This is a genomic window from Pseudomonas putida (assembly GCF_028682455.1).
In the GTDB taxonomy this organism is placed as follows: Bacteria; Pseudomonadota; Gammaproteobacteria; order Pseudomonadales; family Pseudomonadaceae; genus Aquipseudomonas; species Aquipseudomonas putida_AA.
Genome location: NZ_JANHLD010000003.1, coordinates 160,995 through 184,024 on the forward strand (window position 1 = coordinate 160,995; position 23,030 = coordinate 184,024).

Below are 23,030 nucleotides of genomic sequence, written 5' to 3' on the forward strand. Positions count from 1 at the left end.
GTTAGAAATAGCTGAAAAACCTGATTCTCTGGCAGAAACCATCGCAGCAAACCTTTTCGCAACTTGTTTTTAACCACCGGTATCGTTTTATCCCACAACCCGAACAGCAGCCACGAGCCATTTTTCTGTAGTTTTACTACTGCTTCGTCACTTCAAAAGCATGAAATGGTGATTCATTTGTAGTAAAACTACACAACGCCGGTACACTCTCCGGTAATCCAAGAATTTCATGTCGTCTGCCCAAAAGGCCAGTCGCAAACTCAGGCAACCGATTCTGGAAGCCTTTCCGCCCTGGAGCAAGCCATGCAAGACCTCGATCCCGTCGAAACCCAGGAATGGCTGGACGCCCTGGAGTCGGTTCTCGACAAAGAAGGCGAAGACCGCGCTCACTATCTGATGACCCGTATGGGCGAGCTGGCCACCCGTAGTGGCTCCCAGCTGCCGTACGCCATCACCACGCCATACCGCAACACCATCCCTGTCACCCACGAAGCACGCATGCCTGGCGACCTGTTCATGGAACGCCGCATTCGCTCGTTGGTCCGTTGGAACGCGCTGGCAATGGTGATGCGCACCAACCTGAAAGACTCGGACCTGGGCGGCCACATTTCGAGCTTCGCCTCCAGTGCCACCCTGTATGACATCGGCTTCAACTATTTCTTCCAGGCCCCGACCGACGAGCACGGCGGCGACCTGATCTTCTTCCAGGGCCACGCCTCGCCTGGCGTCTACGCTCGCGCCTTCATGGAAGGCCGCATCAGCGAAGACCAGATGAACAACTTCCGTCAGGAAGTCGATGGCCAAGGCCTGTCGTCCTACCCGCACCCATGGCTGATGCCTGACTTCTGGCAGTTCCCGACCGTTTCGATGGGTCTGGGCCCGATCCAGGCGATTTACCAGGCACGCTTCATGAAGTACCTGGAAGCGCGCGGCTACATCCCTGCCGGCAAGCAGAAAGTCTGGTGCTTCATGGGCGACGGCGAGTGCGACGAGCCGGAATCGCTGGGTGCAATCTCGCTGGCTGGCCGCGAGAAACTGGACAACCTGATCTTCGTCATCAACTGCAACCTGCAGCGCCTCGACGGCCCGGTTCGCGGCAACGGCAAGATCATCCAGGAACTCGAAGGCGTGTTCCGTGGCGGTGGCTGGAACGTCAACAAAGTGGTCTGGGGCCGTTTCTGGGACCCACTGCTGGCCAAGGACACCAACGGTGCCCTGCAACGCCGCATGGATGAAGTCATCGACGGCGAATACCAGAACTACAAGGCCAAGGACGGCGCGTTCGTCCGTGAGCACTTCTTCAATACTCCAGAACTCAAGGCTATGGTCGAAGACCTGTCCGACGACGAAATCTGGAAGCTCAACCGTGGCGGCCACGACCCGTACAAGGTCTATGCGGCCTACCACCAGGCGGTCAACCACAAAGAGCAGCCGACCGTCATCCTGGCCAAGACCATCAAGGGTTACGGTACCGGTGCAGGTGAAGCCAAGAACACCGCGCACAACACCAAGAAAGTCGACGTCGACAGCCTGCGTCAGTTCCGCGACCGCTTCGACATCCCGGTCAAGGACGACGAGCTGGAAAACCTGCCGTTCTTCAAACCTGAAGAAGGCAGCGCAGAGGCCCGTTACCTGGCCGAACGTCGCACTGCCTTGGGCGGTTTCGTGCCTCAGCGCCGCGCCAAGAGCTTCAGCATCCCGACCCCGCCACTGGAAACCCTCAAGGCGATCCTGGACGGTTCGGGCGACCGCGAAATCTCCACCACCATGGCCTTCGTGCGGATCCTCGCGCAGCTGGTCAAGGACAAGGAAATCGGCCAGCGCATCGTTCCTATCATCCCGGACGAAGCCCGTACCTTCGGTATGGAAGGCATGTTCCGCCAACTGGGCATCTACTCGTCCGTCGGCCAGCTCTACGAGCCAGTCGATAAAGACCAGGTGATGTTCTACCGCGAAGACAAAAAGGGCCAGATCCTCGAAGAAGGCATCAACGAAGCGGGCGCCATGTCCTCCTTCATCGCGGCCGGTACTTCGTACTCGAACCACAACCAGCCGATGCTGCCGTTCTACATCTTCTACTCGATGTTCGGCTTCCAGCGTATCGGCGACCTGGCCTGGGCCGCTGGCGACAGCCGTACCCGTGGTTTCCTGATCGGCGGTACCGCCGGCCGGACCACCCTCAACGGTGAAGGTCTGCAACACGAAGACGGTCACAGCCACCTGATGGCCGCAACCATCCCGAACTGCCGCACCTACGATCCAACCTACGGCTACGAGCTGGCGGTGATCATCCAGGACGGCATGAAGAAGATGACCGAAGAGCAGCAGGACGTCTTCTACTACATCACCGTGATGAACGAAGCCTACACCCAGCCAGCCATTCCGGCCGGCGCCGAGGAAGGCATCATCAAGGGCATGTACCTGCTCGAGGAAGACACCCGCGAAGCGGCACACCACGTACAGCTGATGGGCTCCGGCACCATCCTGCGTGAAGTGCGTGAAGCGGCGAAGATCCTGCGTGAAGAGTTCAACGTCGGCGCCGACGTGTGGAGCGTCACCAGCTTCAACGAACTGCGTCGCGACGGCCTGGCCGTAGAGCGCAGCAACCGCCTCAAGCCTGGTCAGAAGCCACAGATCACCTACGTTGAAGAGTGCCTGGCTGGCCGTAAGGGCCCGGTTATCGCCTCCACCGACTACATGAAGCTGTTCGCCGAACAGATTCGCCAGTGGGTGCCGAGCAAAGAGTTCAAAGTCCTGGGTACCGATGGTTTCGGTCGCAGCGACAGCCGCAAGAAACTGCGTCACTTCTTCGAAGTCGACCGTAACTTCGTCGTGCTGGCTGCACTGGAAGCCTTGGCTGACCGTGGCGAGATCGAACCCAAGGTTGTGGCCGACGCCATCGCCAAGTTCGGTATCGACCCGGACAAACGCAACCCACTGGACTGCTGAGGAGTATTTTTAAGTGAGCGAACTCATTCGCGTACCTGACATCGGCAGCGGTGAAGGTGAAATCATTGAGCTGTTCGTCAAAGTCGGCGACCGCATCGAGGCTGACCAGAGCCTGCTGACCCTGGAGTCCGACAAGGCCTCCATGGAGATCCCGGCCCCCAAGGCCGGTGTGATCAAGTCGCTGAAGGTCAAGCTGGGCGACCGCCTCAAGGAAGGCGACGAGCTGATGGAACTGGAAGTCGAGGGCGCAGCCGCTGCGCCCGAGGCTCCGGCCGCCGCACCGGCTGCCGAAGAGAAGCCTGCTGCAGCCCCGGCTGCAGCGGCAGCTCCAGCGCCTGCCGCCGCACCGGCTGCTGCCACCGTCCAGGACATCCACGTTCCGGACATCGGCTCCTCGGGCAAGGCCAAGATCATCGAAGTGCTGGTCAAGGTCGGCGACACCGTCGAAGCCGACCAGTCGCTGATCACCCTGGAGTCGGACAAAGCCTCGATGGAGATCCCGTCTCCAGCCGCGGGCGTTGTCGAAGCCGTGATCGCCAAGCTCGACGACGAAGTCGGCACTGGCGACCTGATCATCAAGCTGAAAGTCGCCGGCGCAGCCCCTGCCGCCGCTCCAGCACCTGCCGCTGCCGCACCGGCGCCAGCCAAGGCTGAAGCTGCACCGGCTGCCGCGCCTGCACCTGCTGCGGCCCCGGCCGCTGCTCCTGCTGCAGCCCCTGCTGCTGCCAGCGGTGCCAAGGTTCACGCCGGCCCTGCCGTGCGTCAGCTGGCCCGCGAGTTCGGCGTCGAGCTGAGCGCCGTTGCGGCCTCTGGCCCGCACGGTCGTATTCTCAAGGAAGACGTGCAGGTCTACGTCAAGGCCATGATGCAGCAGGCCAAGCAAGCGCCAGCCGCCGGTGCAACCGGTGGTGCAGGCATCCCGCCGATCCCGGAAGTCGATTTCAGCCGCTTCGGCGAAATCGAAGAAGTGCCGATGACTCGCCTGATGCAGATGGGTGCTACCAACCTGCATCGCAGCTGGCTGAACGTGCCTCACGTCACCCAGTTCGACAGCGCCGACATCACCGAGCTGGAAGCCTTCCGCGTTGCGCAGAAAGCCGTTGCAGAGAAGGCCGGCGTCAAGCTGACCGTACTGCCACTGCTGCTCAAGGCATGTGCTCACCTGCTCAAGGAACTGCCGGACTTCAACAGCTCGCTGGCGCCTAGCGGCAAGGCGATCATCCGCAAGAAATACGTCAACGTCGGTTTCGCCGTAGACACCCCGGATGGCCTGCTGGTCCCTGTGATCAAGAACGTCGACCAGAAGAGCCTGCTGCAACTGGCGGGCGAAGCGGCGGCCCTGGCTGAAAAAGCCCGGACCAAGAAACTGTCGGCCGACGACATGCAAGGCGCCTGCTTCACCATCTCCAGCCTCGGCCACATTGGCGGCACCGGCTTCACGCCGATCGTCAACGCGCCGGAAGTGGCGATCCTGGGTGTTTCCAAGGCCACCATCCAGCCTGTCTGGGACGGCAAGGCCTTCCAGCCCAAGCTGATGCTGCCGCTGTCGCTGTCCTACGATCACCGTGTGATCAACGGCGCGGCTGCCGCACGCTTCACCAAGCGCCTGGGCGACCTGCTGACCGACATCCGCACCATGCTGCTGTAATGCTGTCCCCTGTCTCCTCCTGCCGGGGGAGACAGGCTCCCTTTTCGAGCTGCCACGCTCGTACCTCAACCCCGTCACTTTGGCGGGGCTTTTTTTGCCCGTAGAAGCGGGCTTGCCCCGCGATAGCTTTCTCACAGTCCACCGCATCGCGGTGCTAGCCCGCTGCTACAGAATTTCGTGTCCCTGCCGACACAATGGTATTGCTTGCTAGCCTCAAGCTCATCATGCAACCTTGCCCAACCCGTGTAGTCGCAACGTGCGCTACCTGCACGAACAGCCTTCTTGAAGCGAGCTCTCGATGAAAAGCCAACCCGATGCCGCCAGCCGTATGGCGGCCGAGGTAGTGACGCAATTGCCGGTGCCCTCGCGGCTCGGCATGCTGCGTTTCGAGCGGCTAAATGAAGCCAGCTGGGCACTGCTTTACCTCGATCCCGCCTGCGAACGCCAGTTCGGCGTGGCGGCGGTCGATCTCTGCGCCCTGGTCGGCTCGCCCTACGCCAGCCTGATGGAGCCTGAGGCCCGCTACAAACTGCATGACGACATCCAGCTGCAACTGGGCCAGCGCCCCAGCTACCTGGTGCGCTACACCCTGCACACCGCCCAAGGGCCGTTGCACCTGCTGGAACTGGGTGAAGCCTACAAGCAACACAACCGCCAACTGCTTCGCGGCTACCTGATGGTGATCGACACCCAGCCAGGCGACGCCCCGGACCTGAGCGCCGCCGACCTCGAAACCCGCAACAACCGCCTGCAGATCGCCCTGCAGCTAAACCAGCGGGCCCAGCAGGAGCAACTCGAACACCTTGAGCGAGTGAGCGCCCAGCAGGAGCTGATCCTGCACCTGGCGCGCCATCGCTACACCGCCAGCAACTCGCTGCTCGAAGCCGCGGAGTTGATTACCCGCAGCGCCTGCGAGATCTACAAGATCGACTGCGCGAGCATCTGGTACCTGGAAGGCCAGCGCCTGGAGCCGATCTCCGCGTACTACCGGGCAACCCAGGCGTACACCCTGCCCGAACCCATCGACGTGGGTCGCTTTCCCGACTATCTCGACGCCCTGCACACCAGCCGCGCCATCGACGCCCACAATGCCAGCCACGACCCGCGCACCCGCGAGATGGCCGAGAGCCTGCGCCCGCGCGACATCAACGCCATGCTCGATGCCAGTATCCGTATCGACGGCCAGGTGGTCGGTGTGCTGTGCCTGGAGCAGACTGGCTCGCCGCGGGCCTGGCAATCGGATGAAATCGCCTTTGCCGGCGAGCTGGCCGACCAGTTCGCCCAGGTCATCAACAATCACAACCGCCGCACCGCCACCAGCGCCCTGCACCTGTTCCAGCGTGCGGTGGAGCAAAGCGCCAACGCCTTCTTGCTGGTCAACCGCGACGGCGTGGTCGAGTACGTCAACCCAAGCTTCACCGCCATCACCCAGTACAGTACCGACGAGGTGCACGGGCAGCGGCTTTCGGAGCTGCCCGCCCTCGAGAACCTCAGCGAACTGCTGTTCGACGCTCCCTCGAGCCTTGCCATCGGCAACAGCTGGCAAGGTGAGTTCAAAAGCCGGCGCAAGAACCTGGAGCCCTACTGGGGACAGCTGTCGATTTCCAAGGTCTACGGTGATAACCGCGAACTGACCCACTACATCGGCATCTACGAAGACATCACCCAGAGCAAGCTGGCCCAGCAGCGCATCGAGCGCCTGGCCTACACCGACAACCTCACAAGCCTGGGCAATCGCCCCGCGTTCATCCGCAACCTCGACGAGCGCTTCAGCCGGGACAGCGACAGCCCCATCAGCCTGCTGCTGGTGGACATCGACAACTTCAAGCGGATCAACGACAGCCTCGGCCACCAGACCGGCGACAAGTTGCTGATCAGCCTGGCCCGGCGCCTGCGCAACAGCCTCAGCCCTGGCGGCAGCCTGGCGCGCTTTGCCAGCAACGAATTTGCCGTGCTGCTCGAACACACCGACCTGGACATCGGTCAGCAGGTCGCCCAGCAACTACTGCGCACCCTCGACAAGCCCATGTTCGTCGACAACCAGTTGATCAACGTGACCGCCTCCGTGGGCCTGGCCTGCGCGCCCCTGCATGGCCGCGACCCGCAGACCCTGATGAAGAACGCAGGCCTTGCCCTGCACAAGGCCAAGGCCAACGGCAAGCATCAGGTCCAGGTGTTCACCGAGGCCTTGAACGCCGAAGCCAGCTACAAGCTGTTCGTCGAGAACAACCTGCGCCGGGCCCTGACCCAGAACGAGCTGGATGTGTTCTACCAGCCCAAGCTGTGCCTGCGCAGCGGCCGTTTGCTCGGCCTGGAGGCGCTGCTGCGCTGGAACCACCCGGAGAAGGGCATGATCCGCCCGGACCAGTTCATCAGCGTGGCCGAAGAGACCGGCCTGATCATCCCCATCGGCAAGTGGATCGCCCGCCAGGCCTGCCGCATGAGCCAGCTGTTGCGCACCGAAGGGCTGGGCAACCTGCAGGTGGCGATCAACCTCTCGCCCAAGCAGTTCTCCGACCCTGACCTTGTCGCCTCGATCGCCAACATTCTCAAGGAAGAAGCCCTGCCGCCACACCTGCTGGAACTGGAGCTGACCGAAGGCCTGCTGCTCGAGGCCACCGAAGACACCCACCGCCAGCTCGACCAGCTCAAGCAGCTGGGCCTGACCCTGGCCATGGACGACTTTGGCACCGGCTATTCCTCGCTCAGCTACCTGAAGAAGTTTCCGATCGACATCATCAAGATCGACCGCAGCTTCATCCACGAGATCCCGGACAACCAGGACGACATGGAGATCACTTCGGCGGTGGTGGCCATGGCCCACAACCTCAAGCTCAAGGTGGTCGCCGAAGGCATCGAGACCGCCGAACAGCTGGCGTTCCTGCGTCGCCACCGCTGTGATGTGGGCCAGGGCTACCTGTTCGACCGGCCGATTCCCGGTAGCGAGCTGATCGAGAAGCTCAAGCGTTACCCGCGCGGCCCCAGCGCCTGACAGCGACGTAACAGTCGGGCAATATAGGGTCCCTGTAAGAGCGGGCTTGCCCCGCGATGGGCAAACACTAAAAGAGGAACAGCTATGGTCCTGCGCTCGGAAATCCTGGTGAATAAAAACGTACTGCCAACTGCCGAACAGGCACTGCCTGGCCGCGAAACCCCAATGACCCTGCCCGAGAAGCACTTCGTGTTCAAGGACACGCCGCTGCTTGGTCCGTTCTTCGAGAACGTCGATTTTGCCATCTTCGGCCTGGGTTGCTTCTGGGGCGCCGAACGACGCTTCTGGCAGCGTGAAGGCGTGGTCAGCACCGTTGTCGGCTACGCCGGCGGTTTCACCCCCAACCCGACCTACGAAGAAGTCTGCTCGGGCCTGACCGGCCACACCGAAGTGGTGCTGGTGGTGTTCGACAAGGACAAAGTCAGCTACCGCGAGCTGCTGGCCATGTTCTGGGAACTGCACAACCCGACCCAGGGCATGCGCCAGGGCAACGACATCGGCACCCAGTACCGCTCGGTGATCTACTGCACCAGCCCCCAGCAACTGGAAGAAGCCCTGGCCAGCAAAGCGACCTACCAGGCTGAACTGACCAAGGCCGGCTTCGGCGAAATCACCACCGAGATCGACCAGGCACCGACCGTGTACTTTGCCGAGGCCTACCACCAGCAGTACCTGGCCAAGAACCCCGAAGGCTACTGCGGCATCGGCGGTACCGGCGTGTGCCTGCCGCCCAGCCTGCAAGGCAACTGAGGAGCGCGCATGTCTGCACCAACCATGACGCTGTTCCACTCACCCGCCTCGCCCTTCGTGCGCAAGGTCATGGTGGTACTGCATGAAACCGGGCAAACCAATCGGGTAGCCGTGCACAGCATCAGCCTGAGCCCGGTCGCACCCGATGCCGACCTGAACCAGACCAACCCGGCCGGCAAGATCCCGGCCCTGCGCCTGGACGACGGCAACGTGCTGTTCGACAGCCGGGTGATCTGCGAATACCTCGACCTGCAGCATGTGGGTAACCCGCTGATCCCCAAGGAAGGCGCGGCGCGCTGGAACCGCCTGACCCTGGCGGCCCTGGCAGATGCGATCATGGACGCAGCAGTCCTGACCCGCTACGAAACCTTCCTGCGTCCGCAAGACAAGCGCTGGGACACTTGGGTCGACGCGCAGCAGGACAAGATCCGTCGCGGCCTGGCCAACCTCGAGCAGCAGCACATCGCCGAACTGGCGTCAGTGTTCGACATCGCCGCCATCGGCGTGGCCTGTGCCCTGGGTTACCTCGACCTGCGCATGCCGGACCTTGGCTGGCGCGAGCGCCAGCCAAAGCTTGCGGCGTGGTATGCAGAGGTGAGTCAGCGTGAGTCGATGCGGGCTACCGAGCCGTCTTGACCGACCTTATCGCGGGGCATGTCCGCTCCCACCGGCGGATGTCTGTGGGAGCGGGCTTGCCCCGCGATCTCTCCCTCCCAAATGATCGCAATGTTCAGCGCCATCACCGCCCCCAGCCTCCTCTCCTCCCGCAGCCCGCTCATTGCCCTCTCCCGATGCTGTACCAGTCAAGCCGGCGGGTCAGCACCATGAATACACCCAACAGCCCGAACAGCAGCAGCGCGCCCATCAGCAACGCATAGTCCTCGGCGCTGAGCAGCCCGTAGAGCATGCCGTAAAGCACCGCCAGGCCCACGGCAAAGCCCAGCGCCCGCCACAGGCTGTGCAGCACGTGGCACAGGTAGAAGCCGATCAACAGGACACAGGCCCCGGCCGACAGCAGGTACGCCAGGCCGAAGCCCAGGTGCTCGGACAACGACAGCAGCAACAGGTAGAACAACGCCAGCGCCGCGCCGACCAGGGCGTACTGGATCGGGTGCACGCTGAGATTCTTGAGAATTTCGAAGAGGAAGAAGCCAGCAAAGGTCAGGGCGATGAACAGCAACGCGTATTTGATCGCCCGCTCGCTCTTGAGGTACTGGTCCACCGGGTCGACGAAGCTGACGCCGAATGCCCGGCCCCGGAAATCCTCGCAGTTGGCATTGGCCTGACACTGGTTCAAGGCGTCTTCCAGGTTGGTGGAAAAAAACGAAGTCTGCCAGCGGGCGGAAAAGCCCCCCGCGTCCACCTTGCGACTGCTGGGCAGGTAGTTGCCGACAAAACTTGGATGCGGCCAGTTGGAGGCCATGCTCACGCTGGTGGTGCGGCCCACCGGCAGTACATGCAACTGCCCGGTGCCCTGCAGGCTGAGGTCGAAGCTGTAGTCGAGCCGGCTCTCGGCTTGAGCGTCGAGGGCGCCCAGGGCTGCATGCACGCCGCTGCCCAGCCAGCCCAGGCGGGTACCCGGCTGGAAATCCAGGCGCCGGTCATTGAGCTGCAATTGCAGGCCCTTGTCGATACCGCGGATATCGCTGATACCCACCGCCAGGAAGGCCGGCTCGAAGCGGTAATCGGCGTAGTCCTCGGTAATGCCCCATTGCGCGGGCAGTTTGAAATGCCCACTGATGTGGTTGTCCGCGTGGAACAGCCGGGCCTGGTAGATCCCGCGTGAACGCAGCTCGGTGTCGACGCTCGCTTTCAGCTCGAAGGTTTCCGGCAAGAAGTACAGGTGACCGCTGACTTGGCTGGTTTCCTGGGTCGTCTGGCCATCCTGGAGCTTCCAGCGCCGTTCGGTCTTGCGGTACGGCACCACCAGCACCGGCCCGATGATCTGCTGGCTGAAGCTGGAGCTCTGGGCAATGTCCTGCACCACGCTGTCACGCAGCGCCTGACGCTCGCCAATCAGGCCGCCAATCATCAGCAGAGGGATCAACAGCAGGATGATCAAGAAGGCGATGGCGCCGAGTTTGATACTCAAGGATCGGTTCATGAAGAAGGCTCCGGTTTCGATGGGCAGAGTCTGCGCACGCGAAATGGAGCCTTTGAGAAGCTATGTGGAGAGCATATGGAGCTTGTGTGAAGTTTTCAGCCCAGGCGCTTTGCCGGTAGCCACAGGCGCACGCGTACACCGTCTTCGACGTTGGCCACATCGAGCGAGCCGCCGTGCAGTTGCATCACTTCCTCGACGAAATTCAGCCCGAGGCCGGTACTCTTGCGACCACCGAACGGGCGCGGCAACGAATAGAAACGCTCGCTCACTCGCCCCAGCGCATAGTCGGGAATCGCCTCGCCCTGGTTGAACAGGCTCAAGGCCACGCGCTCGTTGCGTCGCTCCAGCTCGAACAGCAGCAAGCCGCCCGGCGGGGTGAAGTCCAGGGCGTTGTCGAGCAGATTGGCGATGGCCTGGCGCATCAGGAAAGGCTCGCACAGCAAGCGTACATTCCCCGGCACCCGCTGGCGCACCTGCAGACCGATGCTTTCGATACGCGCGCCCTGGGCCACCAGCAGTTCATCGACCAGCGCCGCCAGCGCTACGTGCTGCTGCTCTTCCAGCGCCTGCATCTGCTCGACCTGCGCAAGGTTCAGCAGGCGCTCGATCAACTGCTGCATGCGCGCGCTTTCACTCTCGATATTGCCGGCAAAGCGCTGGCGCTGCGTCTCGTCCATCGGCCCCTGCAACAGCTCCGAGGCACCCCGGATGGCCGCCAGCGGGCTTTTCAGTTCGTGGGTCAGGGTGTGTACGTAGCGCTCCACATAATCCTTGCCCTCGAGCTGCGTGCGCATGCGCTCCACCGCCGCCGCCAGTTGCCCCAGTTCACCGCCCCGATAATGCGGCAGCGCGGTGCGCTCACCCTCGCTCACCGCCTGGGCGTAATGGGTCAGGCGCCGCAGCGAGCGCGCCAGCCACCACGACAACGCCGCGCCCACCAACAGGCCCAGGCCGATCAACCCCAGCCCCAGGTACAGCAAGCGCCGTTCCGAACGATCGATATACGGCTGCAGCGACTTGTTCGGCTTGGCCACGGTCACCACGCCGATGATCTTGCCCTCATCGAGAATCGGCGCTGCCACGTGCATCACCGACGACTCCGGGTCATCCGGGTCGCTGCGGGTGGAGCGCGCGCCGTACTCGCCGCGCAGGGTCAGGTACACATCGTTCCAGCGCGAATAGTCCTCGCCCACCGCGGCCCCGCTGGAGTCGAGCAGTACAATACCCTTGGCGTCGGTGACATAGATGCGGTGGTTCACCTGGTTCTTCGACAAGCCCCAGATATCGGCCTTGGGTTGCCGCTGGCCATAGGCGCGCAGCAACTGCGGCAAGCGGCTCTGGCCGAGGGTGCCGGCCTTGACGTCGTCGTGCAGGATTTCGGCCAGCAGGTTGGCGGTGTCGACCAGGGTTTCTTCCGTGGACTGCCGCACACCGGGGCGGATCTCTTCGCGCACGGTGCTGAGTATGAAAAAGCCGATCAGCCCCACGAACAGGAAATAGACCAGGAAAATCCGGATCCCCAGGCGCATCAGCTATGGCTCGGGCTGTAGCTGTAGCCCAGGCCGCGATGGGTCTGGATCGGTTCGGCACTGGCGGCCACCTGGCGCAGCTTGGCACGCAGGCTCTTGATATGGCTGTCGATGCTGCGCTCGTAGCCGGCATCGGCGGCAACCCCCACGGCGTCGAGCAACTGCTCGCGGCTGAACACCCGCTCGGGCTGCTCCAACAGGCACTGCAACAAGCGAAATTCGTGGCGGGTCAGGGCCAGGGCCTGGCCGCGGTAGCTGATCTGCATGCGTAGGGTATCGAGCTGGAACACGCTGGCAGCTTCAGGCTCGGCACGCGGTGCCATGCGCTTGAGGATCGCCCGCACCCGTGCGGCGACTTCCCGGGGGCTGAAAGGCTTGACCACATAATCGTCAGCGCCGATCTCAAGCCCCACCACCCGGTCGATCTCACCGTCGCGGGCACTCAGGAACATCACCGGCACCTCAGTGAAGCGGCGCAACTGCCGGCAGGTTTCAAAGCCGCTGATATCCGGCAGGCCGATATCCAGGATGATCAGGTCGGCCGGACGCAGGCGTTGCTGCTCGAGCGCAGCGCTACCCAGGGTGACCCACTCGGTGCTGTGACCATCACCCTGCAAGGCGAAGATCAGGGTATCGGCGATGGCGGCTTCGTCTTCGACGATCAGGATATGGGGCATCTGGAACGGCAAGCCTCAAGCGACAAGCTTCAAGTGGAAGCGGATTGCGTGACGTTACACTGAAGCGCTTTTTCTTGCAGCTTGCAGCTTGAAACTTGCCGCTTGAAGCGCATCAACAGTCTGGCTTGCCCGCGGTAAACCGCCGTGCCGGGTTCACCGCCGCCTTGAACTCACGCAAGGCCTTGGCGCCGATCAGCAACGGGTAGTTGAAGCTGCTGCGGTCGGTCAGGTTGACCTCCACGGTGCGCTTGACGTCGCCCAGGCACAGCTCGAGGTCCACTACCGGGCGCTTGCTGATGTCGGCACCTTCGCCATCTTCGTCTTCGTCGGCGCGGTTCTTGATCTTGCTCATGCGCGCCAGCTTGTGTTCATAGACCTTGCCGTCGGACTCCTTGGTCGCCAGGCGAAAGCGTACCCAGTCTTCACCGTCGCGGGTGAACCGCTCGATGTCCTTGGCCGACAACGATGCGGTCAGGGCGCCGGTGTCCATCTTGGCCTTGAGGGTTTCACCGCCAAACTCCGGGAGCTTGATGTATTCGTAGCGACCGTAAAGGGTCGGGTCGGCGGCCATGACCGGCAGCGCGAGCAGGGACAGCAGTACAAGTACAGATTTCACAGGATCCGCTTCCTTGAGAAAAGACAGTGTTTAGACTGCGAAGGCAGGATAGGTTCGCGCGAATAGCTTACTCAACACAAAGTGAAACATTTGTGCGACCCGGCCAGAGCGGAGCATTTGGCGTACGCCCGGCGGCTGCTTATCATTGCCGACCGCTTACTTGAATATAAGAGCTTTCTTATGCGCCGCTTACTGACGGGCATTCTTGTGACCATGCTGTTGCTGCTCAACACCCTGGTCCTGATCGGCCCGCTGATGGTCTTTGCCCTGCTCAAACTGGTCCTGCCCGGCCGTTACCGTGACTATGCCTCGTGGGCAGTGATGTGGATCGCCGAAACCTGGGCCGAGATCGACAAACTGATCTTCCGCCTGTGCATCCCCACGATCTGGGAGGTGCGCGGCGCTGCCGACCTGCGCCTCGATACCTCGTACCTGGCGGTGAGCAACCACCAGAGCTGGGTCGATATCCCGGCACTGATCCAGGCCCTCAACCGACGCATTCCGTTCTTCAAGTTCTTCCTGAAAAAAGAGCTGATCTGGGTGCCCCTGCTGGGCCTGGCCTGGTGGGCGCTGGACTACCCATTCATGAAGCGCTACAGCAAGGCATTCCTCGATAAACATCCAGAACTCAAGGGCCAGGACCTGGCGATCACCAAGGCGGCGTGCGAGCTGTTCAAGCGCCAGCCGGTGACCGTGGTCAACTACCTGGAAGGCACGCGCTTCACCCAAGCCAAGCGCATAGCCCAGCAGTCACCGTTCCAGCACCTTCTCAAACCCAAGGCCGGCGGCGTGGCTTTCGTGCTGGCTGCGCTGGGCGAGCAACTGGACGCCCTGCTCGACGTCACCATCGTTTACCCCGGCAAGCAGGCCCCCGGTTTCTGGGACCTGCTCAGTGGCGCAGTGCCCAAGGTGATCATCGACATCCAGGTGCGTGAACTCGACCCGGCCCTGTGGAATGGCGACTACGAAAACGACCCGGTCTTCCGCCAGACCGTGCAGGACTGGGTCAACCAACTCTGGCATGACAAGGACGCACGCATCGAAGCACTGCGCGCCGAACTGTAGGCCAAGCCCGCCCCTCCAGAAGCCGATTAAAATCTGTATTTATAATTGAGATTAGGGATTCTTTCGTTGCTATTAGCGGTTTAACTGGATAAAAATCGATCAGCTAACAATTACAAAAAGCCAGGATCGATAATGGCCAATTCCTCCAGCAATACCCAGCTACGCCGCGTCCTGGGCCTCCCCGCCCTGGTGTTCTTCGGTCTGGTCTATATGGTCCCGCTGACCATCTTCACCACCTACGGCATCGTCACCGAACTCACTGGCGGGCGCACCGCCGGTGCCTACCTGGTCACCCTGGTGGCCATGTTGTTCACAGCCACCTCGTACAGCTTCATGGTGCGCCGCTTCCCGGTAGCCGGGTCCGCCTACTCCTACACCAACCTGGCATTCGGCCCCAATATCGGCTTTCTGGCCGGCTGGTCGCTGCTGCTCGACTACCTGTTCATCCCAATGATCAATTACCTGCTGATCGGCCTGTTCCTGAACATCGCCTTTCCGAGCATCCCGGTGTGGACCATCATCCTGGCCTCGATTGCCCTGGTCACCGTGCTCAACGTGATCGGCATCCACTCGGTGGCTAAAACCAGCAACCTGATCGTCGGCGCGCAGATCGTGTTCATCGGTGTGTTCGTGGCGATGTCGTTCAAGACCCTGGGCGGCCAGCCCATCGATGTGCTCTCGCCCTTGACCGGCGACGGCAGCCAGCCGGGCTTCGGCGCGCTGATGGCAGGGGCTGCGGTGCTGTGCCTGTCGTTTCTGGGCTTCGATGCCGTTTCGACCCTGGCCGAGGAAACCAGGGACCCGGAGCGCAATGTGCCGCGGGCGATCATTCTCACCACCCTCGGCGCCGGCCTGCTGTTCACCCTGCTCGCCTACATCAGCCAGTTGGTGCTGCCGGGCAGCCATTTCGCCAACACCGATGCCGCTGCCAACGAAGTGATGTTCAAGGCTGGCGGCCAGTTCCTGGCCAACTTCTTCACTGCCGCATTCGTCGCCGGCAGCCTGGGTTCGGCCCTGGCTTCGCAGGCGGCGGTGTCGCGGATTCTTTACACCATGGGCCGCGACAAGGTCCTGCCGCAGCGTTGCTTCGGTCGCCTTTCACAGCGCTTTGGAACACCGGTGATGGCCACCCTGGTGGTGTCGGCCTTCTCCCTGCTGGCGCTGGTGATCGACCTTTCCACCCTGGCGTCGCTGATCAGCTTCGGCGCGCTGGTGGCCTTCTCGGCCGTGAACCTGGCGGTGATCCGCACTCACCTGGTCAACGAAACCTGCCACCGTAACCCTGCAGGGTTGCTGCGCTACGGCCTGGTACCGCTGGTGGGCATGAGCCTGACCCTGTGGCTGTGGACCAGCCTGTCGTCCCTGACCCTGACCATTGGCCTGAGCTGGTTCGGACTGGGGCTGGCCTACCTGCTGGTGCTGACATCCGGCTTCCGTCGTCCGGTGCGGATGGTGGACTTTTCGCAAGCCAGTTGAACGTTCTTACACCGACGGTACGGTGGCCGGGGTAGTCGTCCACAGACTGCCCAGGTTCTGCAGCAGTGAACCGGCCACGCCCTGCTGGCCGAGGTATTGAAGGATCAGCGGGGCGAACTGGCCGATCATGCCAGTGTCCATGCCCAGCGCGCTGAAGGCCTGGTTGAGGTCATTGGTGTCTTTGACGTTGTTGCCCAGGGCGTTGCTCAGGGCCGAGGAATTGCCGCTCTTGCCGAGCAGGTCGCCCAGGCCGCTCAAACCGCCCAGGGCGTTTTCGCCGGAGAGCATGTCCAGGCCAGGAACGGCCTTGCTCAGTTGCTCGTAGTCGGTGCTGCTGAGCTGGTTACGGGCAAGGCCCAACAGGGCGCCGGTACCGCCGATGGCTTGTTCGGGGGTGATCTTCAGCTCGCTGCCGAGGGTATTGAGCAAATTCGCCGAGGCGGCTGGTGCCTGTACGGCAGCACCGTCCTTGTTGCCTTGCATGGCAGAGACGGCATTGGCCGCATCGCTGAGATTGAAGGCAAACACCGGGCTGGCGGCCAGGGTCATCAGGGTGACCAGTGCGAAACGTTTCATGAAAATAACCTCGTCAGCCATAAAGGCAGGGAAAACGTGGATTGGACTATACAGGCAGGGGATTGTTCCGTGGAGGCTTGCCCGGCATCGCCGGGCAAGCCCGCTCCTACCGCAAGGCCCAGTAACCGTAATCGCTCACCCTTTTTTGCAGAATTCCATGCAGCACGCGCCATCGTCGTGCAGTTCCGTCAGGCCCAACAGGAAGGCGCCGCACGCACCCTGGCCTGGGTGGTGATGCCGGTGGAAAGATTGGCGGACTATCCGCATTGGGATGCGGTTTGGTTGTAGGGCGTATCGCGTGGCAAGCCCGCTCCTGCGCGGGCTTGCCACGCGATTTGGTTTACGCCGCGCTGAACAGCTTGTGCGGATCGATCACAAACTTCTTCGGTACACCCGCGTCGAACTCGCCATACCCTTCAGGCGCCTGATCCAGGCTGATCACCTGCACACCCACCACTTCGGCGATGTTGATGCGATCCCACATGATCGCCTGCATCAGTTGGCGGTTGTATTTCATCACCGGGGTCTGCCCCGTGTGGAAGCTGTGCGACTTGGCCCAGCCCAGGCCAAAGCGGATGCTCAGGCTACCGATCTTGGCCGCAGCATCCACCGCACCTGGGTCTTCGGTCACGTACAGGCCGGGAATACCGATCTTGCCCGCCACCCGCACCACGCCCATCAGTGAGTTGAGCACGGTGGCCGGGGCTTCGTGCTTGGCGCCGGCATGACCGTGGCCACGGGCCTCGAAGCCCACTGCATCGACGGCGCAATCGACCTCTGGCTCACCCAGCAGGTTGGCGATCTGTTCGTGCAGCGGCGTGTCCTGGGACAGGTCGGCGATCTCGAAGCCCTGGGCCTTGGCATGAGCCAGGCGCACCGGATTCACATCCCCCACGATCACCACGGCAGCCCCCAGCAGGCGCGCCGACGCGGCAGCCGCCAGGCCGACCGGGCCGGCCCCGGCGATGTACACCGAGCTGCCCGGGCCGACACCGGCGGTGACAGCACCGTGATAGCCGGTTGGCAGGATGTCCGAGAGGCAGGTCAGGTCGCGGATTTTCTCCATGGCCTTGTCGCGGTTCGGCAGTTTCAACAGGTTGAAGTCAGCATACGGCACCAGCACGTATTCGGCCTGGCCGCCGGTCCAGTCGCCCATGTCGACATAACCGTAGGCGCCACCTGCGCGGGCCGGGTTTACCGTCAGGCAGACACCGGTGTGTTGCTCCTTGCACGAGCGGCAGCGCCCGCAGGCAACGTTGAAAGGTACCGAGACCAGGTCGCCGATCTGCAGGTTCTCGACGTCCCTGCCCTTCTCGATCACCTCGCCGGTAATTTCATGGCCCAGCACCAGCCCGACCTGGGCGGTGGTACGACCACGCACCATGTGCTGGTCGGAGCCACAGATATTGGTGGAGACCACCCTGAGGATTACCCCGTGCTCGATCTTCTTGCCACGTGGGTCCTGCATTTTCGGGTAGTCAATTTTCTGCACCTCGACCTTGCCAGCGCCGAGATACACCACACCACGATTACCAGACATGCTTTTACCTCGCTAAAGTTTGTTGTTATGTAGCGGTGCAAAGTGCGCAGCCCTTGGGTTGCGCTGTGTTACTGGAATCAAGTTTCCGCTTCGAAGGCCCTATCGCTGGAAAGCCAGCTCCCACTGTGGGAGCTGGCTTGCCAGCGATGGCGGCCGTCAGAGCACTACCGTCCTGTTGGCGTTCAAGAATACCCGCCGCTCGATGTGATACCCCACCGCCCGCGCCAACGTCAGGCACTCGATGTCGCGCCCCCTGGCGATCAGGTCTTCGGGGTAATGGCTGTGATCCACTGCCTCGACACCCTGGGCAATGATCGGCCCTTCGTCGAGGTCGTTGTTGATGTAATGGGCCGTGGCGCCCACCAGTTTCACGCCCTTGTTGTAGGCCTGGTGGTACGGCTTGGCACCCTTGAAGCCCGGCAGTAGCGAGTGGTGGATGTTGATCGCCCAGCCGTCGAGCTTGCGGCACAACTCCGGCGACAGCACCTGCATGTAGCGGGCAAGGATCACCAGTTCCGCACCGGACTCCTCGATCACCTGCAGCACCTTGCGCTCCTGAGCCGGCTTGTCGAGCGGGTCGAGGGCGAAGTGGTAATAGGGGATTCGATGCCAGTGGGCCAGCGGCTCGAGGTCGGGATGGTTGGAGATCACCGCCACCACATCCATGCCCAACTGACCGATGCGCTGGCGATACAGCAGGTCGTTGAGGCAGTGATCGGCCTTGGAGACCATGATCACCACTTTGGGCCGGTGCTTGGGTGCGGTCAGCTCGAACAGCATGCCGAAGGCTTCGCCGCGCTCGGCAAGGCCGGCCCGGAAGCTGGCTTCGTCGAAGTCGTCGGCCTGGCGAAACTCCACCCGAATGAAGAAGCGTCCCGACAAACGATCATCGAAGGAATGATGCTCGGTGACATAGCACTGCTGCTCGTACAGGTAGCGCGTCACCACATCCACCGTGCCGAGCAGGCTCGGACAGTCAGCGGTGAGAATCCAGGTGTCCGGTGCTCGGCTCATGACAACGCTCCCTAGGCCTCGATGGCCAAACCGTACTCGGCTGCCGCATCCTGCAGCCACAACCACCAGTAGTCGGAGAAGCTGCGGCGAATCAGCAGTTCCCAGGTTTCCTCGCCGGTGCGGCGGATCACCAGTTGCGACTTGGCGAACACCGTGCCCACGGCCTTGCCGACGGGGAAGTTGTTCGGATGTACATCATAGCTGGTGGATTTCATCAGCACTTCGCGCACGTTGGGGCCGCTCAGTTCCAGCAGGGTCTGCCCGCCGCTGACGTTGACCACCTGGATATGCTGGCCATCGAGGGCATCGCGCAGCTTCTGCTCGACGGCAAACTCCTGCCCGCCCGGAACGATCAGCAGCCACTCATCCGGGCCCAGCCATTGCAGCGACATCTCGCCATTGGCGACCACGGTCAGGGCCACGGGCAGCTCCAGGCCCAGAGCCTTGAACACACCACCGGCGAAGGCCGGGTCGCGGCCGTCGCCACGCAGGGTCAGGTGACCGAGAAACTTGTGTTCCCGCAGGGTCACCCCGGCGTTCTTGCGGCCTTTGCCGACCAGGCTGCGCAGGTCGGCATGGTGAAGCGGCGACTCGGCCTTGACGCTGGTGCCGGGGCATTGCTGGTAAACATTGACTGTGCTCATGACTCACCTGCCTTGAATTCTGGGGACTTTGTAGGAGCGGGCTTGACCCGCGATCGCGGTCTGTCAGGCCCACTGTCTCGCGGGGCAAGCCCGCTCCTACACGTTCTGCCGTTCGCCCTTCGGATCGAAGAACACCGAGGAACAGATCTGCGCTTCGATCACGCTGCCATCCGCCTGGGGCGAGTACACCCGCTCACCCAGGCGCTTGAGCCCACCCTTGACCACGCCCATGGCGAATGAGTAACCCAGGGAGTTGCTGGCGTAGCTGGAGGTCACGTGGCCGACCATGTCCATCGGGATCGGTTGCTTGGGGTCGAACACCAGTTGCGCGCCTTCCGGCAGCCACTGGTTCGGGTCGACCGGCTTGAGGCCCACCAGTTGCTTGCGGTTTTCGCGCACGCAGTCCTCACGGTTCATCCCGCGCCAGCCGATCCACGAGAACGGCTTGGTGCGGCCCACGCACCAGCCCATGTTCAGGTCGTCCGGGGTCATCGAGCCATCGGTGTCCTGGCCGACGATGATGAAGCCCTTCTCGGCCCGCAGCACGTGCATGGTCTCGGTACCGTAGGGGGTCAGGTTGTACTGCTTGCCGGCCTCGACGATTTTCTCCAGCACACCCATGGCGTAGTTGGCCTGGATGTTGACCTCGTACGACAGCTCGCCGGTGAACGAGATCCGAAACACCCGCGCCGGCACACCGGCAACCAGGCCTTCCTTCCAGGTCATGAACGGGAAGGCGTCCTTGTCCAGGTCGATGTCGGTCACTTCGCCAAGCAGCTTGCGGCTGTTGGGCCCGGACAACGTAAGGGTCGCCCAGTGGTCGGTCACCGAGGTGAAGTACACCTTCAGGTCCGGCCATTCGGTCTGCTGGTAGATCTCCAGCCATTGCAGCACACGGGCCGCACCGCCGGTGGTAGTGGTCATGATGAAGTGGTTCTCGCCGACGCAGGCGGTGACGCCGTCGTCGAAGACCATGCCGTCTTCCTTGCACATCAGGCCGTAGCGCGCCTTGCCCACATCGAGCTTGGTCCAGGCGTTGGTGTAGATGCGGTTGAGGAACTCGCGGGCGTCCGGCCCCTGGATGTCGATCTTGCCCAGGGTCGAGGCGTCGAGCAGGCCGACGCTATCGCGCACGGCCTTGCACTCGCGGGCCACGGCAGCATGGATATCCTCGCCATTGCGCGGGAAGTACCAAGGGCGCTTCCACTGACCGACGTCTTCGAACTCGGCGCCATTCTTCAGGTGCCAGGCATGCAGTGCGGTAAAGCGCACCGGCTCGAACAGGTGGCCACAGTGCCGCCCGGCCACCGCGCCGAAGGTGATCGGCGTGTAGTTGGGACGGAACATGGTGGTGCCCATTTCCGGGATGGTGATGCCCATGGAGCGGGCAGCGATGGCCAGGCCATTGATATTGCCCAGCTTGCCCTGGTCGGTACCGAAGCCCAGAGCGGTGTAGCGCTTGACGTGCTCGACCGACTCGAAGCCCTCGCGGGTAGCCAATTCGATAGCCGCTGCGGTCACGTCGTTCTGCTGGTCGACGAACTGCTTCGGCGCCCGTGCAGTGTTCTTGTCGTGGGGTACCTGGAACAGGGCCACGGTGGCTTCTTCCTGACGTGCCAACACTTTCGGCAGGCTACCGGCTACCGCCTTGAAGCCGGCTTCGGTGGCAGCGCGCACGCCCCCTTCGAAACCATCGGCCAGGGTGTCGCCCAGGGCGAATACACCGTTGATGCCACCCACGCAGACGCGTTTTTGCGGTGCATCACCGGGCACGAAGCCAAGGATGTCCTCACGCCAGATCGGCTTGCCGCCCAGGTGCGAGGCCAGGTGGACCACTGGGCTGTAGCCGCCGGAGGTGGCGACCAGGTCGCAGTCCAGCCACTCGCCTGGGCTGGTCACTGTGTGTGCCTTGACGTCGATGGCGGCGACCCGGGCAGCGGTAACGTGCTTGCTGCCACGCGACTCGATCACAGCGCTTGAAGTGAGGATACGAATGCCTTTGGCCCGTGCTTCTTCCACCAGCGAACCCCGCGGGTTGTGGCGGGCATCGGCGATGGCGACCACTTTCAGGCCGGCGTCGTGCCAGTCCAGGGCAACGCGGTAGGCATGGTCATTGTTGGTCGACAGCACCAGGTTGCGGCCCGGCGCCACGCCGTAACGACGCACGTAGGTAGAGACTGCGCCAGCGAGCATGTTGCCCGGCACATCGTTGTTGCCATACACCAGCGGACGCTCGTGGGCGCCGGTAGCCAGCACCACGCGCTTGGCGCGAACCCGGTGCATGCGCTGGCGCACCTGGCCGATCGGCGCGCGATCGCCCAGGTGATCGGTCAGGCGCTCGTGAATGGTGAGGAAGTTGTGGTCGTGGTAGCCGTTGACCGTGGCGCGTGGCAGCAGGGTCACTTCCGGCAGGGTCTTGAGCTCGGCAACCACGGCCGCGACCCACTCGGCGGCCGGTTTGCCGTCGAGGGTTTCGCGGCTGTCGAGCAGGCTGCCGCCGAACTCTTCCTGCTCATCGGCGAGTATCACGCGGGCGCCGCTACGGCCTGCAGCCAGGGCTGCGGCAAGGCCCGCCGGGCCTGCGCCCACCACCAGCACATCGCAGTGCTGGCTCATGTAGTCGTAGGTGTCCGGGTCGTTTTCAAGTGGCGCGCGGCCAAGGCCGGCGGCTTTGCGGATGTACTTCTCGTAGGTCATCCAGAACGACTGCGGGTACATGAACGTCTTGTAGTAGAAGCCCGGCGGCATCAGCTTGCCGCCGACTTTGCCGAGAATCCCCATGACGTCGGTGTTCACGCTCGGCCAGCCGTTGGTACTGGTGGCCACCAGGCCCGCGTACAGCGCCTGTTGGGTGGCCCGCACGTTAGGCACCTGGGTACCCTCGGTGGCGCCGACCTGCAAGATGGCGTTCGGCTCTTCGGAACCTGCGGCGATGATGCCGCGCGGGCGCGAGTACTTGAAGCTGCGCCCGACGATGTCCACGCCGTTGGCCAGCAAGGCGGCCGCCAGGGTGTCGCCGGCGTAGCCCTGGTAGGGCTGGCCGTTGAAGGTGAAGTTCAAGACCTTGCTGCGATCGATACGACCGCCGTTGGACAGGCGATAGACCTGGCTCATACCTTTTCTCCCTGACCACTGACTGCCAACTGCGGGCTGGTGTTTTTGCCGGTCACTTGCGGCTTGGCGCCGATCGGATAGGTTTCCAGAATTTCGTAGGTCACCGTGTCACGGGTGGCGTTGAAGTACTGGCGGCACCCGGCGGCGTGAATCCACAGCTCGTGGTGCAAGCCACGCGGGTTGTCGCGAAAGAACATGTAGTCGCCCCACTCCTCGTCGGTGCAGGCGTTGGGGTCCAGAGGCCGCGGAATGTGCGCCTGACCTGCGGCATGAAACTCCTCTTCGGAGCGCAGCTCGCCGCAATGGGGACAGAAGATATGCAACATGGGGATTTCT

Annotated in this window: 17 protein-coding genes; 7 read left to right on the top strand and 10 right to left on the bottom strand. The window is 62.7% G+C overall.

What is annotated here, in order from left to right; genetic code table 11:
* Positions 1 to 303: 303 nt before the first annotated feature.
* The 5 genes from aceE to NPS58_RS17920 all read left to right on the top strand — a co-directional run bounded on the left by aceE (position 304) and on the right by NPS58_RS17920 (position 8,975).
* Positions 304 to 2,949 (top strand): pyruvate dehydrogenase (acetyl-transferring), homodimeric type, encoded by a 2,646-nt coding sequence (aceE, locus tag NPS58_RS17900; protein ID WP_274116681.1) that lies wholly within the window; start codon positions 304 to 306, stop codon positions 2,947 to 2,949.
* Positions 2,950 to 2,962: 13 nt separating this feature from the next.
* On the top strand, positions 2,963 to 4,597 hold the full coding sequence (aceF, locus tag NPS58_RS17905) for a dihydrolipoyllysine-residue acetyltransferase (RefSeq protein WP_274116682.1): 1,635 nt from the start codon (positions 2,963 to 2,965) through the stop codon (positions 4,595 to 4,597).
* Between the two features lie 298 nt (positions 4,598 to 4,895).
* Complete coding sequence (locus NPS58_RS17910) at positions 4,896 to 7,589, top strand: putative bifunctional diguanylate cyclase/phosphodiesterase (protein WP_274116683.1); 2,694 nt, start codon at positions 4,896 to 4,898, stop codon at positions 7,587 to 7,589.
* Between the two features lie 84 nt (positions 7,590 to 7,673).
* On the top strand, positions 7,674 to 8,339 hold the full coding sequence (gene msrA / locus NPS58_RS17915; RefSeq protein WP_274116684.1) for a peptide-methionine (S)-S-oxide reductase MsrA: 666 nt from the start codon (positions 7,674 to 7,676) through the stop codon (positions 8,337 to 8,339).
* A gap of 9 nt (positions 8,340 to 8,348) precedes the next feature.
* Positions 8,349 to 8,975 (top strand): glutathione S-transferase, encoded by a 627-nt coding sequence (locus NPS58_RS17920; RefSeq protein WP_274116685.1) that lies wholly within the window; start codon positions 8,349 to 8,351, stop codon positions 8,973 to 8,975.
* 139 nt (positions 8,976 to 9,114) lie between these two features.
* On the opposite strand, the gene creD is transcribed toward NPS58_RS17920, so the two are convergent.
* The 4 genes from creD to NPS58_RS17940 all read right to left on the bottom strand — a co-directional run bounded on the left by creD (position 9,115) and on the right by NPS58_RS17940 (position 13,265).
* Positions 9,115 to 10,443, bottom strand: a complete 1,329-nt coding sequence (gene creD / locus NPS58_RS17925; protein WP_274116686.1) for a cell envelope integrity protein CreD — start codon at positions 10,441 to 10,443, stop codon at positions 9,115 to 9,117.
* A gap of 95 nt (positions 10,444 to 10,538) precedes the next feature.
* A complete protein-coding gene (gene creC / locus NPS58_RS17930) occupies positions 10,539 to 11,972 on the bottom strand; it encodes a two-component system sensor histidine kinase CreC (protein ID WP_274116687.1) in 1,434 nt (477 codons plus the stop codon).
* Complete coding sequence (gene creB, locus NPS58_RS17935; protein WP_274116688.1) at positions 11,972 to 12,649, bottom strand: two-component system response regulator CreB; 678 nt, start codon at positions 12,647 to 12,649, stop codon at positions 11,972 to 11,974. Before creB ends, creC begins: the two co-directional genes overlap by 1 nt.
* A 112-nt stretch (positions 12,650 to 12,761) precedes the next feature.
* Entirely contained in the window at positions 12,762 to 13,265 is a 504-nt protein-coding gene (locus NPS58_RS17940) for an ATP-dependent zinc protease family protein (RefSeq protein WP_274116689.1), read from the bottom strand.
* Positions 13,266 to 13,445: 180 nt separating this feature from the next.
* Between NPS58_RS17940 and NPS58_RS17945 the strand changes: the two genes are divergently transcribed.
* Positions 13,446 to 14,330 carry an acyltransferase gene (locus tag NPS58_RS17945; RefSeq protein WP_274116690.1) on the top strand — a complete coding sequence of 295 codons (885 nt, stop codon included), beginning with the start codon at positions 13,446 to 13,448 and terminating at the stop codon, positions 14,328 to 14,330.
* A 132-nt stretch (positions 14,331 to 14,462) separates the two neighbouring features.
* Positions 14,463 to 15,806, top strand: a complete 1,344-nt coding sequence (locus NPS58_RS17950; protein ID WP_274116691.1) for an APC family permease — start codon at positions 14,463 to 14,465, stop codon at positions 15,804 to 15,806.
* A gap of 6 nt (positions 15,807 to 15,812) precedes the next feature.
* On the opposite strand, the gene NPS58_RS17955 is transcribed toward NPS58_RS17950, so the two are convergent.
* From NPS58_RS17955 to NPS58_RS17980, 6 genes are all read right to left on the bottom strand, one after another.
* A complete protein-coding gene (locus NPS58_RS17955; protein WP_274116692.1) occupies positions 15,813 to 16,382 on the bottom strand; it encodes a DUF2780 domain-containing protein in 570 nt (189 codons plus the stop codon).
* A gap of 340 nt (positions 16,383 to 16,722) precedes the next feature.
* Positions 16,723 to 17,922 (bottom strand): formaldehyde dehydrogenase, glutathione-independent, encoded by a 1,200-nt coding sequence (fdhA, locus tag NPS58_RS17960; RefSeq protein ID WP_028942224.1) that lies wholly within the window; start codon positions 17,920 to 17,922, stop codon positions 16,723 to 16,725.
* 156 nt (positions 17,923 to 18,078) lie between these two features.
* Positions 18,079 to 18,936, bottom strand: coding sequence for a formyltetrahydrofolate deformylase (gene purU / locus NPS58_RS17965; protein ID WP_274116693.1), 858 nt, complete (start codon positions 18,934 to 18,936; stop codon positions 18,079 to 18,081).
* A gap of 11 nt (positions 18,937 to 18,947) precedes the next feature.
* A complete protein-coding gene (locus NPS58_RS17970) occupies positions 18,948 to 19,580 on the bottom strand; it encodes a sarcosine oxidase subunit gamma (RefSeq protein ID WP_274116694.1) in 633 nt (210 codons plus the stop codon).
* A 96-nt stretch (positions 19,581 to 19,676) separates the two neighbouring features.
* Entirely contained in the window at positions 19,677 to 22,694 is a 3,018-nt protein-coding gene (locus NPS58_RS17975; protein ID WP_274116695.1) for a sarcosine oxidase subunit alpha, read from the bottom strand.
* A complete protein-coding gene (locus NPS58_RS17980; RefSeq protein ID WP_274116696.1) occupies positions 22,691 to 23,020 on the bottom strand; it encodes a sarcosine oxidase subunit delta in 330 nt (109 codons plus the stop codon). The genes NPS58_RS17975 and NPS58_RS17980 overlap by 4 nt, the downstream gene beginning before the upstream one ends.
* Positions 23,021 to 23,030: the final 10 nt, after the last annotated feature.

Coding starts and splice junctions, on each gene's coding strand:
- creD (WP_274116686.1), bottom strand. CDS start 10,443: ATGAACCGATCCTTGAGTATCAAACTCGGCGCCATCGCCTTCTTGATC.
- NPS58_RS17950 (WP_274116691.1), top strand. CDS start 14,463: ATGGCCAATTCCTCCAGCAATACCCAGCTACGCCGCGTCCTGGGCCTC.
- creB (WP_274116688.1), bottom strand. CDS start 12,649: ATGCCCCATATCCTGATCGTCGAAGACGAAGCCGCCATCGCCGATACC.
- NPS58_RS17980 (WP_274116696.1), bottom strand. CDS start 23,020: ATGTTGCATATCTTCTGTCCCCATTGCGGCGAGCTGCGCTCCGAAGAG.
- NPS58_RS17970 (WP_274116694.1), bottom strand. CDS start 19,580: ATGAGCACAGTCAATGTTTACCAGCAATGCCCCGGCACCAGCGTCAAG.
- NPS58_RS17920 (WP_274116685.1), top strand. CDS start 8,349: ATGTCTGCACCAACCATGACGCTGTTCCACTCACCCGCCTCGCCCTTC.
- msrA (WP_274116684.1), top strand. CDS start 7,674: ATGGTCCTGCGCTCGGAAATCCTGGTGAATAAAAACGTACTGCCAACT.
- NPS58_RS17910 (WP_274116683.1), top strand. CDS start 4,896: ATGAAAAGCCAACCCGATGCCGCCAGCCGTATGGCGGCCGAGGTAGTG.
- purU (WP_274116693.1), bottom strand. CDS start 18,936: ATGAGCCGAGCACCGGACACCTGGATTCTCACCGCTGACTGTCCGAGC.
- NPS58_RS17955 (WP_274116692.1), bottom strand. CDS start 16,382: ATGAAACGTTTCGCACTGGTCACCCTGATGACCCTGGCCGCCAGCCCG.
- NPS58_RS17945 (WP_274116690.1), top strand. CDS start 13,446: ATGCGCCGCTTACTGACGGGCATTCTTGTGACCATGCTGTTGCTGCTC.
- creC (WP_274116687.1), bottom strand. CDS start 11,972: ATGCGCCTGGGGATCCGGATTTTCCTGGTCTATTTCCTGTTCGTGGGG.
- NPS58_RS17975 (WP_274116695.1), bottom strand. CDS start 22,694: ATGAGCCAGGTCTATCGCCTGTCCAACGGCGGTCGTATCGATCGCAGC.
- fdhA (WP_028942224.1), bottom strand. CDS start 17,922: ATGTCTGGTAATCGTGGTGTGGTGTATCTCGGCGCTGGCAAGGTCGAG.
- aceE (WP_274116681.1), top strand. CDS start 304: ATGCAAGACCTCGATCCCGTCGAAACCCAGGAATGGCTGGACGCCCTG.